Consider the following 18,090-nt stretch of genomic DNA (forward strand, 5'->3'; position numbering starts at 1 on the left):
GCTGAACGCGCGAGTGTCTTCCGTACAACCGTACCGGAGTTCAACCCGTGCTGAGTTTCACGCGCGTTGCGTGCGGTACGTTCCTAAGTGTCCGTCTTCACACCTCGCGGTGAGATCGCAGCGTACCGAAAGTTCCAATGTCCGCAACCGACCACAATCCGTCCGGAGCAAACCGACACATGCCCACCACCGTCACCTCGCCGCAGGTAGCCGTCAACGACATCGGCTCCGCCGAGGATTTCCTCGCCGCCATCGACGCCACGATCAAGTACTTCAACGACGGCGACATCGTCGAAGGAACCATCGTCAAGGTCGATCGCGACGAGGTCCTGCTCGACATCGGTTACAAGACCGAAGGCGTCATCCCCTCCCGCGAACTCTCCATCAAGCACGATGTCGACCCCAACGAGGTCGTTTCCGTGGGCGATGAGGTCGAGGCGCTTGTTCTCACCAAGGAGGACAAGGAAGGCCGCCTGATCCTGTCGAAGAAGCGGGCGCAGTACGAGCGTGCGTGGGGCACCATCGAGGAGCTCAAGGAGAAGGACGAGGCCGTCCGCGGCACCGTCATCGAGGTCGTCAAGGGCGGCCTGATCCTCGACATCGGCCTGCGCGGCTTCCTGCCCGCCTCGCTCGTCGAGATGCGCCGGGTGCGCGATCTGCAGCCGTACGTCGGCAAGGAGATCGAAGCCAAGATCATCGAGCTGGACAAGAACCGCAACAACGTCGTGCTGTCGCGGCGCGCCTGGCTGGAGCAGACCCAGTCCGAGGTCCGCAGCGAGTTCCTGCACCAGCTGCAGAAGGGCCAGGTCCGCAAGGGTGTGGTCTCCTCGATCGTCAACTTCGGCGCGTTCGTCGACCTGGGCGGCGTCGACGGTCTGGTGCACGTCTCCGAGCTGTCCTGGAAGCACATCGACCACCCGTCCGAGGTCGTCGAGGTCGGCAACGAGGTCACCGTCGAGGTGCTCGACGTCGATCTGGACCGCGAGCGCGTCTCGCTGTCGCTCAAGGCGACCCAGGAAGACCCGTGGCGGCAGTTCGCCCGCACCCACGCGATCGGCCAGATCGTGCCGGGCAAGGTCACCAAGCTCGTTCCGTTCGGCGCGTTCGTTCGCGTCGAGGAGGGCATCGAGGGCCTGGTGCACATCTCCGAGCTGGCCGAGCGCCACGTCGAGGTCCCGGACCAGGTCGTCGCGGTCGGCGACGACGCGATGGTCAAGGTCATCGACATCGACCTGGAGCGCCGCCGGATCTCGCTGAGCCTCAAGCAGGCCAACGAGGACTACCACGCCGAGTTCGACCCGTCGAAGTACGGCATGGCCGACAGCTACGACGAGCAGGGCAACTACATCTTCCCCGAGGGCTTCGACCCCGAGACCAACGAATGGCTCGAGGGCTACGAGAAGCAGCGCGAGGAGTGGGAGTCCCGCTACGCCGAGGCGGAGCGTCGCCACAAGATGCACACCGCGCAGATGGAGAAGATGGCGGCCGACGCCGCGGCCGAGGCCGCGAACGGCGGCGGCGCGTCGAACTACTCCTCCGAGAGCGGTGCGCAGTCCTCCGCCAACCAGGCCGAGCCCGCCGGCGGTTCGCTCGCCAGCGACGCCCAGCTCGCCGCCCTGCGGGAGAAGCTCTCCGGCAACGCCTGATCGGCAAAGCCGAACGACTGCGCCCCAACCGGGATTCCGGTTGGGGCGCAGTCGTCTTTCCATCAGTGCCTGGCGGTGTGCTCATGCCGCCAGGGTTTCGTGGTACCGCGACGGACTTGGGGCGCTTCGGCAGGCGGTTGTGCCGCTTCGTGCGGCGCCACCATTTGGGCCGTGGTGAGCGCGACGACCTGGATTTGCTCGAGCCGCAACCCGAGCGTGGCCAGCCGGGCGATGACGCCCAGCCGATGCTCCGCCAATCCGGGCCGGATCTCCAGCGGATCCCGCTGCGGAGCGCGCAGGACGTATGTCCGGCGCTCAGCGTCGAATCGCACGGGCATGCCGTCCCGGATGGCGCGGTACGCGTCCAGATCCAGCGTGCTGTGCCGGATCGGGTCGATCATCAGCGATTCGATGAACTGCTCCGCCTGCCGCAGCCACGGCTCCCGCTCGGACGGGTCCAAGTGCTCGACCCGCTGGGCGACGCGCCACCGATAGTCCTCCGCCGCGGGGCGCAACAGAGACCGGTGTCGCTCGATCTCCACCGCGAAGGCCACGAGTTCTTCGTGGTCCGCGGCCAGGCGGTCGGGCGTCGAAGCATGGACCTCGGGCATAGTGCCCCCTATCTCTCAGGTTGCGGATTACTTTGCGTGGCAACCAGAGCGACGTCCGACGCGTTCTATTGTGCCGGAGGGGTCCGACAGAAATCGGTGCCGCGAGCGCGACACCGAGCCTGGCGATCAGACGGTTTTCAACGCGCCGCCGTCGACGATCAGGTCGGCGCCGACGACGCTGCGAGCGTGGTCGGAGGCCAGGAAGGCGACCTGGGCCGCGATCTCCTCGGCCTCGATCAGGCGTCCGGTGGTCATGCCGACGGCGGCGGGAAGCCGAGGGAGGAACTCCGCCACGTCGGTTCCGTTGGCGGCGGCGATCTTTCCGCCCGGCCCGTCTGGGGATGCCCAGAACGCGGTCCGCACGGGCCCGGGCGACACGGTGTTCACTCGCACACCGAGTGGGCCGAACTGCTCGGCCAGCACCTTGCTCAACGCCGTCACCGCCGCCTTGGCCACGCCGTAGTCGGCGACCGCGGCGCCCGGTGCGCGCCCGACGATCGAGGACACGTTGATCACCGTGCCGCGGCGCTCGAGCAGGCTCGGCAGCGCAGCCCTGGTCACCCGCACGGTACTGAAGAAGTTCAGATCCAATGTGCGCCGCCAGGTGTCGTCATCTATATCGAGGAATCCGGCGAGCGCGTTGAACTCCGCGCCGCCCACGTTGTTGACCAGTACGTCGATGCCGCCCAGCGTGGTGACCGCCGCCTCGACGAGCGTTCGGGCGCCCTCCGCGGTGCCCAGATCGGCCGAGACGACGTCGGCGCCCGTGGCGCGCAACTCGTCGGTGATCGTGCGTGCGGCGCCGACGACCCGCATGCCCTCCGCCGCCAGCGTCCGGGTGATCGCCAGGCCGATGCCGCGCCCCGCGCCGGTGACGACGGCGGTGCGCCCGGTGAGTCCGAGTTCCATGATCAGTGCGTCCTTTCTCAGTAGCCGACGGTGAAGCGGCGCTGGATGAATCGGGGTTGCTCGACTTCGTCGAGGAGAGCCAGGGCCACGTCCTCCGCGGAGATGTCCGCGCCGCCGACGAGCAGTTGGTCGCCTCCGATGCGGAAGCGACCGGTGCGCGCGCCGGGATTGATCCGGCCGGACGACGGGCTGAGGTAGGTCCAGTTGCGATTGGACTGGCGATAGACGTTCAAGGCGTCGCGCAGTGCGCGCACCACTTCGGCGTATTCCGCCGGTACGTCCAACGCCTCGGTGAGTATGCGGGTGAAATCGTCGCCGGTGTCGAGCAGTTGCACCCCGGGGGCGACCTCCAGGCTGCCCGCGCCGCCCACCGCGATCAGGCGCACCCGCGGGTGCCGGTTGAGCGCGGCCACCATCGCCTGCGCGCCGACTACGAAATTGCTTGCGTTGGCGATGGTGTCCGGGATGCCGTGTCCCGCGTTCACCGCGCTCACGACGACATCGAGATCCGCGATGGCGGCGGCGATGCTGTCGGCATTCAGCCAGTCGGCCACCTCCCACGTCTCCTGTCCCCGTTCGGCGGGGATCCGCGCGGCGTCGCGCGTGAAGGCGGTGACCCGATGCCCCCGCTGCAATGCTTCGGTGACGACCCGCGAACCGATGACGCCGGTCGCCCCGAAAACCCCGATATGCACAAGCACTCCTAAACATCGTTCAGTTACTACACGCCGTTCAGTAACGACACGGCCGATAGTAGCCAAACGCTGTAGAGTGTCAACCGTGGCCGAGATCGTGCGAAGTCGCCGGGAACGTCTGCGGGCGCAGACCCTCGCGGACATCAAGACGATCGCCATGCGTCTGCTCGCCGAGGGCGGACCCGACGCGATCTCGTTGCGCGCCATCGCGCGGGAGATGGGCATGACGGCGGGCGCCGTCTACGGCTACTACGCCACCCGCGACGACTTGATCTCCACGCTCATCTCCGACGTCTACACCGCACTGGTCGACCGCCTCGAAGCGGCGCGCGACGCCGTGCCCGCCGAAGACCCGGCCGGGCGCATCGTGGCGTGGGGAGAAGCGGTGCGTGACTGGGCGGTCGAGCGCCCAGCCGAATTCCGGCTCATCTACGGCGACCCGGTTCCGGGTTATCAGCCGCCACCCGGCGGCCCCGCCGCGGCGGCCGAATTGCGCGCCTGCACCGGCTTGGTGGGTCTCGCGGCGGCTGCCTGGCCGCATGCCGCGCAGCGACAGACCATCGGCGCGTGTGCGTGGTCGGACTTCGACGCGGACCTGGCCGAGCACGTCCGGTCAGAATTTCCGGCGCTGCCTCCGGACGCGCTCGCTCTCGCGTTGCGCATGTGGGGCCGGATGCACGGCTTGATCGCGCTCGAGGTGTACGGCCATCTGCGGCCCCAATCACAAGCTCCCGCAAAGCTTTTCCACGCCGAGATGGTAGACCTGATCCGCTCCCTCGGGCTGTAGGTCAGCGCCGCCTATCTCGTTGCGGCGCTGGGGAACGCTGATCGTCGCGGCGGTATCGGGGTGCCTGTTCGCGCGAGCCGTCGTGCGGCCGCGCTGCCGTCATCCGGTGTTCCGTCTCCACGCCGCTTTGGGACTGCCGAATCCGCCGCGGCGAATCCCCTCCACGATGGCTGTGTGAGCGACCGGTGGGCCTGGCGGCATTGTGAGGTAACTGCCGGTGGACGACAACCGAAACAGGGGGAGCATGCCGGGGCCGTGGGCTACTCGCACGGGCTTGATTCTGTATGTAACGATCCTTACAGTAGCGGCATGGCGGAGAAGTCGGTCGAGGTGGACAGAAGCGCCGCGGCGTCGAGGGAGCAATTTCTCGATGCGGCGGAGCGGTTGATGAGCGAACGCGGCTACGCGGGCACCTCGGTGTCGGCGATCTGCAAGCAGGTCGGCGTCGCGGCCACCTCGCTGTACTGGCATTTCGGCAGCAAGGAAGGGTTGCTCGCCGCGGTGATGGAGCGCGGGGCGGCGCGGTGGTTCGCGGGGCTGCCGCGCTGGGACGACCTGGTCGGCGACGTCGAGCAGCGCACGGAGGAAGTCCGGCGTCGCGGCGCGGCCGCGGTCACCAGCCATCCGGTTTTCCTGCGCCTGTTCTATCTGCTCGCGCTGGAGGGCAGCGCGGACCAGGTCGCGGGCGAGTTGGTCGTGCAGGTGCGCGAGCGTGCGCGCGGGTACTTCGCCGAGGCGATCGCCGCGATGCTGGCGGACGCGGTCGAGCCCGAAGTCGCGCGCGCCGCGGCCGACGAACTGGCGCGGTTCGCCGTCGCCTTCTCCGACGGCTGTTTCTTCGCGACCCAGCTCGAGCCCGGCGAAGCGGACTTGTCGACCATGTACGGCGATCTCGTCACCGCGCTGCATGCCCTCGCGCCCGCCGCGATCGCTCGGGCCCAGCACACGAAAGACCGGACAGGGCAGGGCCGGTCATGAGCGCCCGGCGAACAGTGTTGATCACCGGTGGCACGGGCAGCCTTGGCTTCCGGACCGCCGAAGCGATTCTGCGGGGAGACCCGGATCGGGTCGTCGTCATCACCGGCCGCGGCGCCGACGCGGTGGACACGGCCGCGGCACGACTCGGTGACCGGGCCGTGGGAATGCCCCTGGATTTGGCCTCGCTGTCCGCCGTGCGCGGCTTCGCCCGCGGGTTCGGCGAGGTGGGGCTTCCGCCGCTGGACGCGATCGTCTGCAACGCGGGCACCCAGATCGTTTCCGGCACCCTGCGCACCGTCGACGGCATCGAGCAGACCTTCGCGGTCAACCACCTCGCGCATTTCCTGCTGGTCCGCGAACTTCTGCCCGCACTGGCCACGCCTGGACGAATCGTATTCGTCGCCAGCGACACCCACGACCCGGCCAAACCCACCGGCATGCCCGCGCCGGTCTATACAACGGCGTGGGACCTGGCTTATCCGGACGATTCCGAGACGGTAGCCCCTGGCTCGGCCGGTCGTCGCCGGTACACCACGTCCAAGCTCTGCAACGTTCTGGCGACCTACCAATTCGCCCGAAAACTCGACACGCGGACCGTCCCGCCCGCCGTTACCGTGAACGCTTTCGATCCGGGTCTCATGCCGGGTACCGGGCTCGGCCGGGATTATCACGGAATCCAAGGCTGGGCCTGGCGCTATCTCCTTCCCGCGCTGACGATCGTCCCGGGAATCAATGTTCATACCCCGCGCCGTTCGGCCGCCGCACTGGCACGACTCGTGCTGGCACCCGAATTGGCCGGGACCACCGGGCGATATTTCTCCGGTCGGCGGGAGATCAAGTCCTCCGCCGAGTCCTATGACATCGCCAAAGGCGAGGATTTGTGGACCACCAGCGTGGAAATCATCGAGAAGAGGTAATCCGCTGGGCTTACCGCAGCCGCATGAGCGTGATCGTGCATTTGTACGCACACTGCCGCGACGGCGGCAGGCGGTCTTCGGTGCGCTCCGAGGCATCTTCGTCCACCGAGCCGATACCCCGTACGACCTCGCTTCTCGCGTGATGTCGCCTCGACGCACACCACGAACTGCGACTGCCGGTCTCCTGCCGCGCCCTGAGCGCATGCCCCGGTTCATCTAGTTCGAGTACCACGTGTGACCTGCGACGTTCGGCATATCGCGACGCGGGGGCGCACAGCAGAGTGGCCCAGCCTTGGCGAGAGGCTGGGCCACTTCGACATCGGGGGTTCAGCTGGCTGTTGCAGGTACCCAACGGACCGCGGGTGCGGTCGCGCGCTTCCGCGTGGCGGCGAAACTGTGCCGCGCGGGACTGATGAACGCGGTGAACCAAGAACGACGGTGCTCCGCGAGCGCCGCCGCCACAGCAGGGATCCGAATGCAGTGCACTCGCCCCGCCATACCCAGGCGGTGGCGACCCGTCTGGTTGATTCTGGTGCCCAATGTTGTTCCTTTACTTTGCTGGTGTCGGCCTGGATCGCCACGGCGAAGATTAGCCGAACGAAAGTGCCCGCCAAAGTATTTTCCGCGAGTAATTGCCTCGGCGTGTCGGAAACTCGGCTCGTCGAACCGGAAACCTCCGGAATTGTTGCGAATCGGTCTCGGCGTAGTCACGGATCGGGCAAACGGCGGCAGAAGTGGTGGAATGCGCGACCGCATTGGGTAATAGGGCTGATCGCCGTCCATGGGCGCCCGTCGGCATGCCCGTACATCGCACGCCACGCGGTCGGCGCTCGGGATCGGGGCGGCGCGGGCGAGCGCCCCGGCCGGATGCGAGACTGGGCGAATGTTACGAATCGGCCTCACCGGAGGCATGGGAGCGGGCAAGTCGACGGTGGCCAGGGTCCTCGCGGACCTCGGCGCGGTGGTCATCGACTCCGATCTGCTCGCCAGGGAGGTGGTCGCGCCGGGCACCGAGGGCCTCGCGGCGCTGGCCGAGGCGTTCGGCGCCGATATTCTCGCCGCGGACGGAAGTCTCGACCGTCCGGCGCTGGCGGCCAAGGCATTCGGTGACGACGCCGCACGCGCGAAACTGAATTCGATTACCCACCCATTGGTCGGAAAGCGCACCGCGGAATTGATCGCCGCGGCGCCGCCGGACGCGATTGTCGTGCAGGATATTCCGCTCTTGGTGGAAAACGGTCTCGCACCACTGATGAATCTCGTTCTGGTTGTGGATGTCGACGCCGAAACGCGTATCCGCCGCCTCGTAGAATTTCGCGGTATCGCCGAAGCCGATGCCCGAGCGCGTATTTCGGCACAGGCCACCGACGAGCAACGCCGAGCCGTTGCCGACGTGTTGCTGGACAACAGTGGCGCGCCCGGCGAGGTCGAGGCCGAGGTGCGCCGGCTGTGGGCCCGGCGGCTGGTGCCGTTCGAGCACAACTTGCGGACGGGGACCGCCGCACGACGCGGCGAGGTGCGGATCGTGCCCGCGAACCCGGACTGGCCCGCGCAGGCGCAGCGGCTGATCGCCCGATTGTGGGTAGCCTGCGGCGCCGCCGCGTCCCGGATCGACCACATCGGCTCGACCTCGGTGCCGGGGCTGCCCGCCAAGGACGTGATCGATCTGCAGATCACGGTCCCCGACCTGGCCGCGGCCGACGGCCTGCGGGATGCGCTCGGCGCCGCCGGATTCCCGGTTCGGCCGGAGACCACCCAGGACAATCCCAAGCCGACGCCGCAGGACCCCGCGGGTGTCGACACCGTGCTGTGGTCCAAGCGATTCCACCAGAACGCCGACCCGGGGCGGTTGGCCAACGTGCACGTGCGGGCCGAGGGCTCGCCCGGTCAGCAGTACGCCCTGCTGCTGCGGGACTGGCTGCGCGCCGACGCCGCCGCTCGCGCGGAATATGTCGCGGTGAAACGGGAAGGCGAGGCCAAGGCCGCGGGGTTGGGCGGTGCGGAGGCGACCTCGGCCTATCTCGCGGTCAAGGAGCCGTGGTTCGACGCCGCCTATCCGCGGGCCCTGGCTTGGCGGGACCGCTAGCGTGTAGCAACTGGGCGGGGCGGTCGGAAGGAGCCCTCGAATTCCCGCGACCGAGCGCTTACATCCAGGTCAGGTCGATGTCCATGGACTCCATCCAGCCCTCGAAGGTGTGGCCGTTGGCGGCGATGCCATCGATGGCGGCGGTCGCGTGCTGCACGGCGGCCTCGGCCTCGGCGAGCGTGACCAGTCCGGCGGCGTGCGCGGCGAACAGCTCGTCGACGTCGAGGAGCTGGGTTTCCCGCGAGGAGCGCACGACGATGTCGAGATAGTGGTCGACGGACTTCCACTTCTTCGGCGCGACCACGGTGAATTCCCCGACGTCGAGGTAGTAGTCCTGGTCGCGCCGATGGGCGGGGAGGTAGTGGAACACGGTCGCGCGCAGGAACAGCTTCGGCAGCAGCCAGGACTCGATGTAGTGGAACTGCGGATGATCCGAGGTGCGCGCCATGTACAGACCCCACGGCTCGACGTGGTATCGCTCGACCGGGCGTACGAAGCCCTTCGGGTCCGTATTGGTCAGGTCCGCGATATTGAAGTACTCGACTTTGGGCCGGTGCACGTCGACGGAAGGTGCCTGCGTCATGCATCAAGAATCTACCGCCGCCCCGACCGCGTCGAGCCGGACGCGGTAATCGGCTGGCTACATCCAGGTGAGCGTGATGCCGCGCGTGCCGAGCCAGTCCTCGACGCTGTGGTCGTGCGCCGCCAGTCCGTCCAGTACCGTCGTGGCGCGTTCGACGGCTCGATGCGCCTGGACCGTGTCGACCAGCCCGGCGGCGTGCGCGGCCAGCAACTCGTCGACGCCGAGGAGTTCGGCGGGGCGGCCGCGGCGCACGACGATGTCCAGATAGTGGTCCACCGACTTCCAGCGCTTGGGGCCGATGCGGCTGAACTCGCCGATGTCCAGGCGATAACCGGGGTCTCGGTGATGTGCGGGGTTGCGTCGCGCGACCGTGACGCGCAGCGAGAGCTCCGGCAGCAGCCAGGACTCCAGATAGTGCGAATCGGGTCCGCCGACCGCGCGCGCCATGTACAGACCCCACGGCTCGACATGGAACCGTTCGACCGGCCGGACGAATCCCTTGGCGTCGGTATTGGTGAGCTCGGCGAGATTGAAGTACTCCACCCGCGGCCGGTGCGGCGGCGGCGTGGTCGGCTCGGCGGGCCCCGGTGGCGCGGCCGTGGCGGCACCGGCCATAGCGGGAACCATGGTGCGGAGATCTCTGGCGACGTATCCGGCGAGGCCGGTGACGGCGGGTGCGGCGACAAGCAAGGGAATCAGACCGCTCATGACTGCACCTCGCTCCGCTCGGCTCCGTCATGCGCGGTGCGCGCTGTGTTGATGATTCGCTCGCTTCGCTCGCTCATGGTTCATCCTTCAACATCAGAACAACCACGTCAGGTTACACCCGGGGGAGGTCGTGCGCGCGGTTCCGGATAAAGTGTTCTCGAACACGAAACCTGTTGCCGCAACGGACATTTCGGACATGTAACCGAATGCGCCGATGGGTCCGAGGACAGCTGTGAGAACACCGCCGTCGCCGTTGTCCGACGCGAGGTCGGCGGCCGGAAATGTCGCTTCGGACACCCCCGCGCGAGCGCCCGCAAACGCGGCCAGACCGCGTCACCGGATCAGGGGATTCGCCGCCGTCGGAATCTGTCGGTGGCTCGGCCTAGGCTGGTGAACATGGCATTCGCAACCGAGATTCCGGCGGAGGGCTACGAGGACAGGGCCGCCGAGCAGCCGCTCGCGCACTCGGAGTTCCGCCCGGTCGGCGAGATCCAGCGCGTCGGCGGCCGGTTCGAGGTGGTCAGCGAACATCAGCCGGCCGGTGACCAGCCCGCCGCGATCGATGAGCTGGAGCGCAGGATCAAGGCGGGGGAGCGCGACGTGGTGCTGCTCGGCGCCACCGGCACCGGCAAATCGGCCACCACGGCCTGGCTGATCGAGCGGCTGCAGCGGCCGACGCTGGTGATGGCGCCGAACAAGACGCTGGCCGCCCAGCTGGCCAACGAACTGCGCGAGATGCTGCCGAACAACGCCGTCGAGTACTTCGTCTCGTACTACGACTACTACCAACCCGAGGCGTACATCGCCCAGACCGACACCTACATCGAGAAGGACAGCTCGATCAACGACGACGTCGAGCGGCTGCGCCATTCGGCGACCTCCAGCCTGCTGTCCCGGCGCGACGTGGTGGTGGTCGCGTCGGTGTCGTGCATCTACGGCCTCGGCACGCCGCAGTCGTACCTGGACCGGTCGGTGCAGTTGGAGGTGGGCACCGAGATCGACCGGGACGCGCTGCTGCGGCTGCTGGTCGACGTGCAGTACACCCGCAACGACATGGCGTTCACCCGGGGCTCGTTCCGGGTGCGCGGCGACACCGTGGAGATCATTCCGTCCTACGAGGAACTCGCGGTCCGCATCGAGTTCTTCGGTGACGAGATCGAGGCGCTGTACTACCTGCACCCGCTCACCGGCGACGTGGTCCGCCAGGTCGACACGCTGCGGATCTTCCCGGCCACCCACTACGTGGCCGGGCCGGAGCGGATGGAGCGCGCGGTGCGCGATATCGAGGCCGAGCTCGACGAGCGGCTCGCCGAACTCGAGCGTCAGGGCAAATTGCTCGAGGCGCAGCGCCTGCGCATGCGCACCCAGTACGACCTGGAGATGATCCGGCAGGTCGGGTTCTGCTCCGGCATCGAGAACTATTCGCGGCACATCGACGGCCGCCCGGCCGGTTCGGCCCCCGCCACGCTGCTGGACTACTTCCCGGAGGATTTCCTGCTCGTCATCGACGAGTCGCACAACACCGTCCCGCAGATCGGCGGCATGTACGAGGGCGACATGTCCCGCAAACGCAACCTGGTGGAGTACGGGTTCCGCCTGCCGTCCGCGGTGGACAACCGGCCGCTCACCTGGGAGGAGTTCGCCGACCGGATCGGTCAGACGGTCTACCTGTCGGCCACGCCGGGCCCGTACGAGCTCGGGCAGACCGGCGGCGAGGTGGTCGAGCAGGTCATCCGGCCGACCGGCCTGGTCGATCCGAAGGTGGTGGTCAAGCCGACCAAGGGCCAGATCGACGACCTGATCCACGAGATCCGCGAGCGCACCGAGCGCGACGAACGGGTGCTGGTCACCACGCTCACGAAGAAGATGGCCGAGGATCTCACCGACTATCTGCTCGGGCTCGGGATCCGGGTGCGCTATCTGCACTCGGAGATCGACACCCTGCGCCGCGTCGAATTGCTGCGGCAGTTGCGCCTGGGCGAATACGACGTGCTGGTGGGCATCAACCTGCTGCGCGAGGGCCTCGACCTGCCCGAGGTGTCGCTGGTGGCGATTCTCGACGCGGACAAGGAGGGGTTCCTGCGCAGCACCACGGCGCTGATCCAGACCATCGGACGCGCCGCGCGCAACGTCTCCGGCGAAGTGCACATGTACGCGGACAAGATCACCGACTCCATGCGGTACGCCATCGACGAGACCGAACGCCGCCGGGCGAAGCAGATCGCCTACAACGAGGAGATGGGCATCGATCCGAAGCCGTTGCGCAAGAAGATCGCCGACATCCTCGACCAGGTGTATCGAGAGGCCGACGAGACCGAGGTGGAGGTCGGCGGCTCCGGCCGCAATGTCAGCCGCGGCAGGCGCGCCCAGGGTGAGCCGGGCCGGGCGGTCAGCACGGGCGTCTACGAAGGTCGCGACGTCAAGTCGATGCCGCGAGCCGAACTCGCCGATCTCGTCAAAGAGCTCACCGATCAGATGATGAACGCGGCCAGGGAGTTGCAGTTCGAACTCGCCGGCCGGTTGCGCGACGAGATCGCGGACCTGAAGAAGGAATTGCGCGGCATGGACGCCGCCGGATTGAGTTGAGTCGCACTGTGTTCCACGCGCCGTCCTCGGTGCGGCGCCTCGCTGTGCTCGGGCGGCTTGGTGCGGTACGTCGCCAGGTCGTCACCGTGCTGAGCGTCGGAAACCGGCGCACCCTGGCGGCGCTGCCGCATGAGGTGGACTTGGCGTCGACTTTCGACGCTCTGCCTCCGCGGACCGGGCACCGCCCAGCCGCGGAGGCAGCGGGGCCGTCAGGCCTGGGTGGCCAGCCATTCGTTGACGCGGCGCTCGGCTTCCTCGCGCGAGACGTCCTCGACCTTGGTGAGCACCGCCCAGCGGTGGCCGAACGGATCGATGATCACGCCGTAGCGATCGCCGGTCACGAACGTCTGCGGTTCTTCGACGCTGCGTGCGCCGTGCTCGATCGCGCGCCGCACAACCGCGTCGACATCGGGGCAGTAGTGCACGATCGAGGTGTGCACCCACTCGCCGTTCGGGGCGAGCACGCCGTTGTCCGGGATCGGCATTCCCAGTTGCAGGGTCGAATCGCCGATCTTCAGCTCCGCGTGCGCGGGCTGGCCGTCGGGCAGGTCGTTGCGACTGAGCACCTCGGCCCCGAAGACGGCGGTGTAGAAATCAATGGCTTTGTTGCCGTCACCGACAGCGAGAAAGCAGGTGATCGAGTGGTAGCCGTCGGCGATGGGATTCACTGTGTTCGTCATGACCACAACTTTTGTCGATCGTGGTCCGGGGGTCTTGTAAGAAAGCGACACCGTGCCGAGTAATGCCGAATCCGCCGGACCGCGGCTGTCGCGTAATCCAGTGGCGCCCACCGACACCAAAGGCATTCTGCATCCGGCCGAGCAGGCCGAGCATCGCTCGTTGCATCGTTTGCCGCCGAGCAAGGCGGTGGATCGCTACGTCGAGTGGTACTGGGCGGTGCGCTGGGATCTGCGCGGCAGACCGCCGTATCGCGCCGAGGTGCTGTCCTATCCGAGCGTGAATGTCACCTTCGAGCGATCCGCCACGCACACCGGTGGATTCGTCAACGGTGTGCGCACCACCAAATTCATTCGCGAACTCAGCGGAGTCGGGGAGACATTCGGTATCCGCTTCCGGGCAGGTGGTTTCGGCGCGTTCACCGGGCTCCACGTCGGCTCCTTTCGCGACCGCGTCGTCGCCATCACCGACGTCATGCCCGATGCGGCCGGTTTGACCGAGCGGGTGCTCGACGCCGCCACCGACGAGCGGCGCCGCGCCGTCGTCGAGGAGTACCTCACGGGCAGGCCCGTGGTCGACGATCCGACCTACCGGCTGGTGCTGCGCATCGTCGACGCCATGGCCGCCGACCAGGAATTGACCAGGGTCGACCAGATCGCCGACCGCTTCGGCGTGCCCGCTCGCACGCTGCAGCGCATGTTCCGCCGATACGTCGGGGCGGGTCCGAAATGGGTGCTGCGGCGTTATCGGCTGCAGGACGGCGCCGATCTGCTGGCCAAGGGCCGGACCGAAGATCTCGCCGCGCTGGCCGCGGAACTGGGCTATTTCGACCAGGCGCACTTCTCGCGTGAGTTCACCGCGGAAGTGGGTATGGCACCCCTGGAATATGCCAAACATTCGCTACGATCCCGCGACGAGGTCACCGCGAAGGTCATGCCGACCAGGACGTAGTTGCTGGACAGCCAACGAGGAGCCGCAGATGGATGTCGTGGTGTTGATCGGGCGGGTGCTGTTCGTGGTGCTGTTCCTGAGCTCCGCGTTCGGGCACTTCACCCAGACCGGGGCGATGGCGGGGTACACGCAGAGCCGTGGCGTGCCCATGCCGAAGTACGCCGTGCTCGCCTCGGGTGTGCTGCTGGCGCTCGGCGGCCTGAGTGTGTTGCTCGGGGTGTGGGCCGATCTGGGGTCGCTGCTGCTGGTGGTCATGTTGCTGCCGACCGCCTTCCTGATGCACGCGTTCTGGAAGGAGACCGATCCGCAAGCCCAGCAGCAAGAGATGGTCCAGTTCAACAAGGATCTCGCCCTGGCGGGCGCCGCCCTGATGCTGTTCGCCTTCTTCGCGCACGTGGAGGAACTCGGATTGACCATCACCGGGCCGCTTTTCGACCTCTAGCCCGGTCGGCGCGCTAATATTGCACGTCCTTTATCGCGGGAAGAGGAAGACATGGACATCATCGGAGCGATTCTCGGCATATTCTGGGCCAACTATCGGCAGTGGCCGTAGCGGCGCGGTAGCCGAGCTCGGTCGGCCCGTCCCGGTGCGTGATTCACACGGCCGTGGGCGGGCCGATTCGTGTGTGATGTGCCCGGTCCTGTGACGAATATCCCAGGGGCGCAGTCGCCTTCGATTCCGTTGTGGCACATCACAGGTTTACTTCACCGAAATTGGGTCCGTGCTGGTTGGTCGGGCCATTCCGGCATTCTCCGGCGAATCGGTGGCGGGAATCGTCGAACACCCCAAGTGTGATGTCTTGCGATTTCGGATATTTCCGGTCGGTTTGCCGCTATGGTCGACCCCAGTCGCCGCGCCGCCGCCCCGACCTGGCCGGGAGATCCCCCGCGCGGCACCCGACCCACCGCATAGTTGGAGGAGAGAATGACCGCCTACCGGACCATTGTCGTCGGTACCGATGGCTCGGACTCATCATATGTCGCCGTCGAGAAGGCCGGCGCTCTGGCCGGCGTCTCCGGCGCGACGCTGATCGTCGCCTGCGCGTACTACCCGACCGACGATCGCGATATCGCCGCCGCCGCAGATGTGCTCAAGGAGGAGGCCTACCAGGTCCGCGGTTCCGCGCCGACCAACGAGATCCTGCGCATCGCGCGCGACAAGGCCATCGCGGCGGGCGCGGCCGACATCATCGAGCGCGCCGTGGTCGGTGAGCCGGTGGAGTCGCTGCTGTCGCTGGTCAAGGAGGTAGAGGCCGATCTGCTCGTGGTCGGCAACCGGGGTCTGAACACGCTGACCGGCCGGCTGCTCGGTTCGGTGCCCTCCGACGTGGCGCGCAAGTCGCGTTCGGACGTGCTGATCGTGCACACCGTGCGCTGAGGTTCACGGAGTCAGCGGGAGTACTCCCGGATCGAATCGGAATCCAGGCTCGCAGCCCGGCGGACGCCGGGCACCCGCGATGCAAAGCAGGCCCGACCGCGGCCGAACTGCTGACGAGGTCCGGTGTCGGTCGCGAATCGCGATGCGATACCGGACCTTTCGTCGTCCATGGGCAGTGCTGTCAGCGCAACCGGTCGAGCACATCCGGCAACTCGCCGCTGTGCACCACACCCAGCCGCTGGGTCGCGCGGGTGAGCGCGACGTACAGATCGTTGAGCCCGCGCGGCGATTCGCCGAGAATGCTCTGCGGCTCGACCAGGTAGACCGCGTCGAACTCCAGGCCCTTCACCTCGTGCACGGTCAGCACCCGCACCGACTCGCCCGCGAGGTCGCTCAGCTCCGCCACCAGCGCGTGCGGCGCGATCACCGCCGTGGTGCCCGGTCCGGTCTCGGCGGCGACGAGCCGAGCGACCTGCGCGTGCACGTCGCCGGGAGCGACCCGGTAGGCGCGGGGCGCGACGCCGGTCTCGCGGACCGACCGCGGCGCGGACGCGGTGGGATCGATCGCGGCGAGGACGTCGGCGGCGACGTCCATGATTTCGGCGGGGGTGCGGTAGTTGACGGTCAGCTCGGTCAGCTTCCACCGGGCGGCGACGTAGGGTTCCAGCATCCGCTGCCACGAGGACGTGCCCGCGGGGTCGCCGGTCTGCGCGACGTCGCCGACCACGGTGACCCACCGGTTCGGGATGCGCCGCATCACCATGCGCCAGGCCATCTCCGACAATTCCTGCGCCTCGTCCACGATGACGTGCCCGTAGGTCCAGGTGCGGTCGCCCGCGGCGCGCTCCGCGGTGGTCTGCCGGGTGCGCACGTCCTGGCGTTCGGCCAGCTGGCTCGCGTCGATCAGGTCGTAGGCCATGAGGATCTCGGGGTCGAGCTCGTCTTCGAGATCCTGCGGTGCGGAGCCGGTCAGGATGTCCAGCGCGTCCTGCGCCTCGGCGATCTGGGCGCGCCAGCGGCGACGGGCGCGCTCGCGCTCCTCGGTGTCGTCCACGCCGAGCAATTCGGCGAGCTCGTCCAGCAGCGGCGCGTCGGCGGCGCTGAACTCGCCGTTGTCCGGGCGCAGCAGTTCGGCGCGGTCGGCCGGGTCCAGTGAGCTCGCGGCCCGCTCCAGCCGCTTGGGGTCGGCGAGCAGGTCGGCGAGGACGTCCTGCGGCGACAGAATCGGCCACAGCTCGCTGATGGCGGCCTGGATCTGCGGGTCGGCGCGCATCTCGTCCCGGATCTCGGTGAGGTCGGCCGAACTGAGCAGGCTGGGACCTCCGGAGAGATCGGCGCCCATGGTGCTCGCGAGCTGGTCGGTCAGCGCGTCGATCACCGAGGCCGCGAAGATCGGCCGGGCCAGATTGTGCGGGCGGCGCGAGGACCGGGCGCGGCCACGAGCCTTGGTGACGATCTTGCGGTCCAGTACCACCGGATACCCGTCGAAGCTCAGCCGGATCGGTTCGGCAGGCACCTCCTGACGGTCGCGCACCGCCTGCTTGAGCACGTCGAGTATCGCCAGCGAACCCTTGATCTCGCCCGCGCGCAGGGAGTCCTCGCGGGTCGCCCGAACGCCCGGATAGAGGTCGCCGATGGTGGACAGCAGGACTCCCGTCTCGCCGAGTGAGGGGAGCACTTGCCCGATGTAGTCCAGGAAGGTGGCGTTCGGCCCGATGATCAGCACGCCGCTCTTGGCCAGCTGCTGGCGGTAGGTGTAGAGCAGGTAGGCGGCGCGGTGCAGCGCGACGGCGGTCTTGCCGGTGCCCGGCCCGCCCTGCACGACGAGCACGCTCTTGTGCTCGGAGCGGATGATCGCGTCCTGCTCGTGCTGGATCGTCTCGACGATGTCGTTCATGTGGCCGGTGCGTGCGGCGTTGAGCGCGGCCAGCAACGCGCTCTCGCTGCCGACACCGCCGTCGCCCGCGGTGACCCCGGCTCGTCGCGCGGCCTCCAGGTCGAGGTATTCGTCGTTGATCGCGGTCACCGTGCGGTTGCGCGAGCGGATGTGCCTGCGGCGGGTCACGCCGTCCGGGGCAGCGGTGGTGGCCAGGTAGAACGGCCGGGCCAGCGGGGCGCGCCAGTCCAGCAGCAGGGACTCGTAGTCGTCCTTCTCGTCCAGGATGCCGAGCCTGCCGATGTAGCGGTACTCCTCCTGGTCACCGTCGAGGTCGATGCGGCCGAAGCACAGCCCGTGCTCGGCGGCGTCGTATTTCGCCAGGTCCTCGGTGTAGAGCTGGGTGAAGGACTCTCGTTCGCTGCGGGCCTGCGGGGTGCCGCCGGTCTCCAGCAGCACCGTGCGCAGCCGGTTGCGCGCGTAGGCGCGCATCTCGTCCAGCCGGTCGTACAGCACCGACAGGTAGGCCTGTTCCTGTTCGGTCTCGCGGGTCCGCTCGGGGGTGCCGGCATCGGCGGCACGGTCCTGAGTGAGGTCGGGCAAAACGGAACTCCTTGTCACCGCGAAGAGCCGCGAGCACGCTACCCGGCCGGGCAGGTGAACGCTCGGAAAGCAGAGTTGTCGAGTCTACTGGGGTTGCG

At 67.9% G+C, this 18,090-nt stretch carries 16 protein-coding genes; 9 read left to right on the top strand and 7 right to left on the bottom strand.

Annotated elements, in window-relative coordinates; genetic code table 11:
* Positions 1-179 precede the first annotated feature (179 nt).
* Positions 180-1,646 carry a 30S ribosomal protein S1 gene (rpsA, locus tag ON34_RS09950; protein ID WP_040777351.1) on the top strand — a complete coding sequence of 489 codons (1,467 nt, stop codon included), beginning with the start codon at positions 180-182 and terminating at the stop codon, positions 1,644-1,646.
* Positions 1,647-1,708: 62 nt separating this feature from the next.
* Here the strand turns inward: rpsA and ON34_RS09955 are convergent, their stop codons facing one another.
* The 3 genes from ON34_RS09955 to ON34_RS09965 form a co-directional block, all read right to left on the bottom strand.
* Complete coding sequence (locus ON34_RS09955) at positions 1,709-2,257, bottom strand: hypothetical protein (protein WP_040777354.1); 549 nt, start codon at positions 2,255-2,257, stop codon at positions 1,709-1,711.
* A 126-nt stretch (positions 2,258-2,383) separates the two neighbouring features.
* Entirely contained in the window at positions 2,384-3,166 is a 783-nt protein-coding gene (locus tag ON34_RS09960; protein WP_040777357.1) for an SDR family NAD(P)-dependent oxidoreductase, read from the bottom strand.
* A gap of 17 nt (positions 3,167-3,183) precedes the next feature.
* Positions 3,184-3,861, bottom strand: coding sequence for an NAD(P)-dependent oxidoreductase (locus ON34_RS09965; RefSeq protein WP_040777360.1), 678 nt, complete (start codon positions 3,859-3,861; stop codon positions 3,184-3,186).
* 85 nt (positions 3,862-3,946) lie between these two features.
* Between ON34_RS09965 and ON34_RS09970 the strand changes: the two genes are divergently transcribed.
* From ON34_RS09970 to coaE, 4 genes are all read left to right on the top strand, one after another.
* Entirely contained in the window at positions 3,947-4,648 is a 702-nt protein-coding gene (locus ON34_RS09970) for a TetR/AcrR family transcriptional regulator (protein ID WP_040777362.1), read from the top strand.
* 309 nt (positions 4,649-4,957) lie between these two features.
* Complete coding sequence (locus ON34_RS09975) at positions 4,958-5,626, top strand: TetR/AcrR family transcriptional regulator (protein WP_051022336.1); 669 nt, start codon at positions 4,958-4,960, stop codon at positions 5,624-5,626.
* On the top strand, positions 5,623-6,543 hold the full coding sequence (locus ON34_RS09980) for an SDR family NAD(P)-dependent oxidoreductase (protein ID WP_040777365.1): 921 nt from the start codon (positions 5,623-5,625) through the stop codon (positions 6,541-6,543). The genes ON34_RS09975 and ON34_RS09980 overlap by 4 nt, the downstream gene beginning before the upstream one ends.
* An 883-nt stretch (positions 6,544-7,426) precedes the next feature.
* Positions 7,427-8,629: a dephospho-CoA kinase gene (gene coaE, locus ON34_RS09985; RefSeq protein WP_040777368.1), complete on the top strand. Its 1,203-nt coding sequence runs from the start codon at positions 7,427-7,429 to the stop codon at positions 8,627-8,629.
* A gap of 58 nt (positions 8,630-8,687) precedes the next feature.
* Here coaE and ON34_RS09990 read toward each other — a convergent pair whose 3' ends face one another.
* On the bottom strand, positions 8,688-9,212 hold the full coding sequence (locus tag ON34_RS09990) for a ribonuclease FAU-1 family protein (protein WP_040777371.1): 525 nt from the start codon (positions 9,210-9,212) through the stop codon (positions 8,688-8,690).
* Between the two features lie 57 nt (positions 9,213-9,269).
* On the bottom strand, positions 9,270-9,920 hold the full coding sequence (locus ON34_RS09995) for a ribonuclease FAU-1 family protein (RefSeq protein WP_083889276.1): 651 nt from the start codon (positions 9,918-9,920) through the stop codon (positions 9,270-9,272).
* 396 nt (positions 9,921-10,316) lie between these two features.
* Between ON34_RS09995 and uvrB the strand changes: the two genes are divergently transcribed.
* On the top strand, positions 10,317-12,506 hold the full coding sequence (gene uvrB, locus ON34_RS10000) for an excinuclease ABC subunit UvrB (protein ID WP_040777587.1): 2,190 nt from the start codon (positions 10,317-10,319) through the stop codon (positions 12,504-12,506).
* 209 nt (positions 12,507-12,715) lie between these two features.
* Here the strand turns inward: uvrB and ON34_RS10005 are convergent, their stop codons facing one another.
* On the bottom strand, positions 12,716-13,186 hold the full coding sequence (locus tag ON34_RS10005; protein ID WP_040777374.1) for a VOC family protein: 471 nt from the start codon (positions 13,184-13,186) through the stop codon (positions 12,716-12,718).
* A gap of 100 nt (positions 13,187-13,286) precedes the next feature.
* Here ON34_RS10005 and ON34_RS10010 point away from each other — a divergent pair, with 100 nt between their 5' ends.
* The 3 genes from ON34_RS10010 to ON34_RS10020 all read left to right on the top strand — a co-directional run bounded on the left by ON34_RS10010 (position 13,287) and on the right by ON34_RS10020 (position 15,513).
* A complete protein-coding gene (locus tag ON34_RS10010; RefSeq protein ID WP_040777378.1) occupies positions 13,287-14,135 on the top strand; it encodes a helix-turn-helix domain-containing protein in 849 nt (282 codons plus the stop codon).
* A 28-nt stretch (positions 14,136-14,163) separates the two neighbouring features.
* Entirely contained in the window at positions 14,164-14,577 is a 414-nt protein-coding gene (locus ON34_RS10015; protein WP_040777381.1) for a DoxX family protein, read from the top strand.
* A gap of 483 nt (positions 14,578-15,060) precedes the next feature.
* Entirely contained in the window at positions 15,061-15,513 is a 453-nt protein-coding gene (locus ON34_RS10020) for a universal stress protein (protein ID WP_040777384.1), read from the top strand.
* A gap of 181 nt (positions 15,514-15,694) precedes the next feature.
* On the opposite strand, the gene ON34_RS10025 is transcribed toward ON34_RS10020, so the two are convergent.
* Positions 15,695-17,992: a HelD family protein gene (locus tag ON34_RS10025; protein WP_040777387.1), complete on the bottom strand. Its 2,298-nt coding sequence runs from the start codon at positions 17,990-17,992 to the stop codon at positions 15,695-15,697.
* Positions 17,993-18,090 lie beyond the last annotated feature (98 nt).

It is taken from the genome of Nocardia pneumoniae NBRC 100136 (assembly GCF_000308755.1).
Lineage (GTDB): Bacteria > Actinomycetota > Actinomycetes > Mycobacteriales > Mycobacteriaceae > Nocardia > Nocardia pneumoniae.

Coding starts and splice junctions, on each gene's coding strand:
- ON34_RS09995 (WP_083889276.1), bottom strand. CDS start 9,920: ATGAGCGGTCTGATTCCCTTGCTTGTCGCCGCACCCGCCGTCACCGGC.
- ON34_RS09980 (WP_040777365.1), top strand. CDS start 5,623: ATGAGCGCCCGGCGAACAGTGTTGATCACCGGTGGCACGGGCAGCCTT.
- ON34_RS09960 (WP_040777357.1), bottom strand. CDS start 3,166: ATGGAACTCGGACTCACCGGGCGCACCGCCGTCGTCACCGGCGCGGGG.
- ON34_RS10005 (WP_040777374.1), bottom strand. CDS start 13,186: ATGACGAACACAGTGAATCCCATCGCCGACGGCTACCACTCGATCACC.
- coaE (WP_040777368.1), top strand. CDS start 7,427: ATGTTACGAATCGGCCTCACCGGAGGCATGGGAGCGGGCAAGTCGACG.
- uvrB (WP_040777587.1), top strand. CDS start 10,317: ATGGCATTCGCAACCGAGATTCCGGCGGAGGGCTACGAGGACAGGGCC.
- ON34_RS09975 (WP_051022336.1), top strand. CDS start 4,958: ATGGCGGAGAAGTCGGTCGAGGTGGACAGAAGCGCCGCGGCGTCGAGG.
- ON34_RS10020 (WP_040777384.1), top strand. CDS start 15,061: ATGACCGCCTACCGGACCATTGTCGTCGGTACCGATGGCTCGGACTCA.
- ON34_RS09955 (WP_040777354.1), bottom strand. CDS start 2,257: ATGCCCGAGGTCCATGCTTCGACGCCCGACCGCCTGGCCGCGGACCAC.
- ON34_RS09990 (WP_040777371.1), bottom strand. CDS start 9,212: ATGACGCAGGCACCTTCCGTCGACGTGCACCGGCCCAAAGTCGAGTAC.
- ON34_RS10015 (WP_040777381.1), top strand. CDS start 14,164: ATGGATGTCGTGGTGTTGATCGGGCGGGTGCTGTTCGTGGTGCTGTTC.
- rpsA (WP_040777351.1), top strand. CDS start 180: ATGCCCACCACCGTCACCTCGCCGCAGGTAGCCGTCAACGACATCGGC.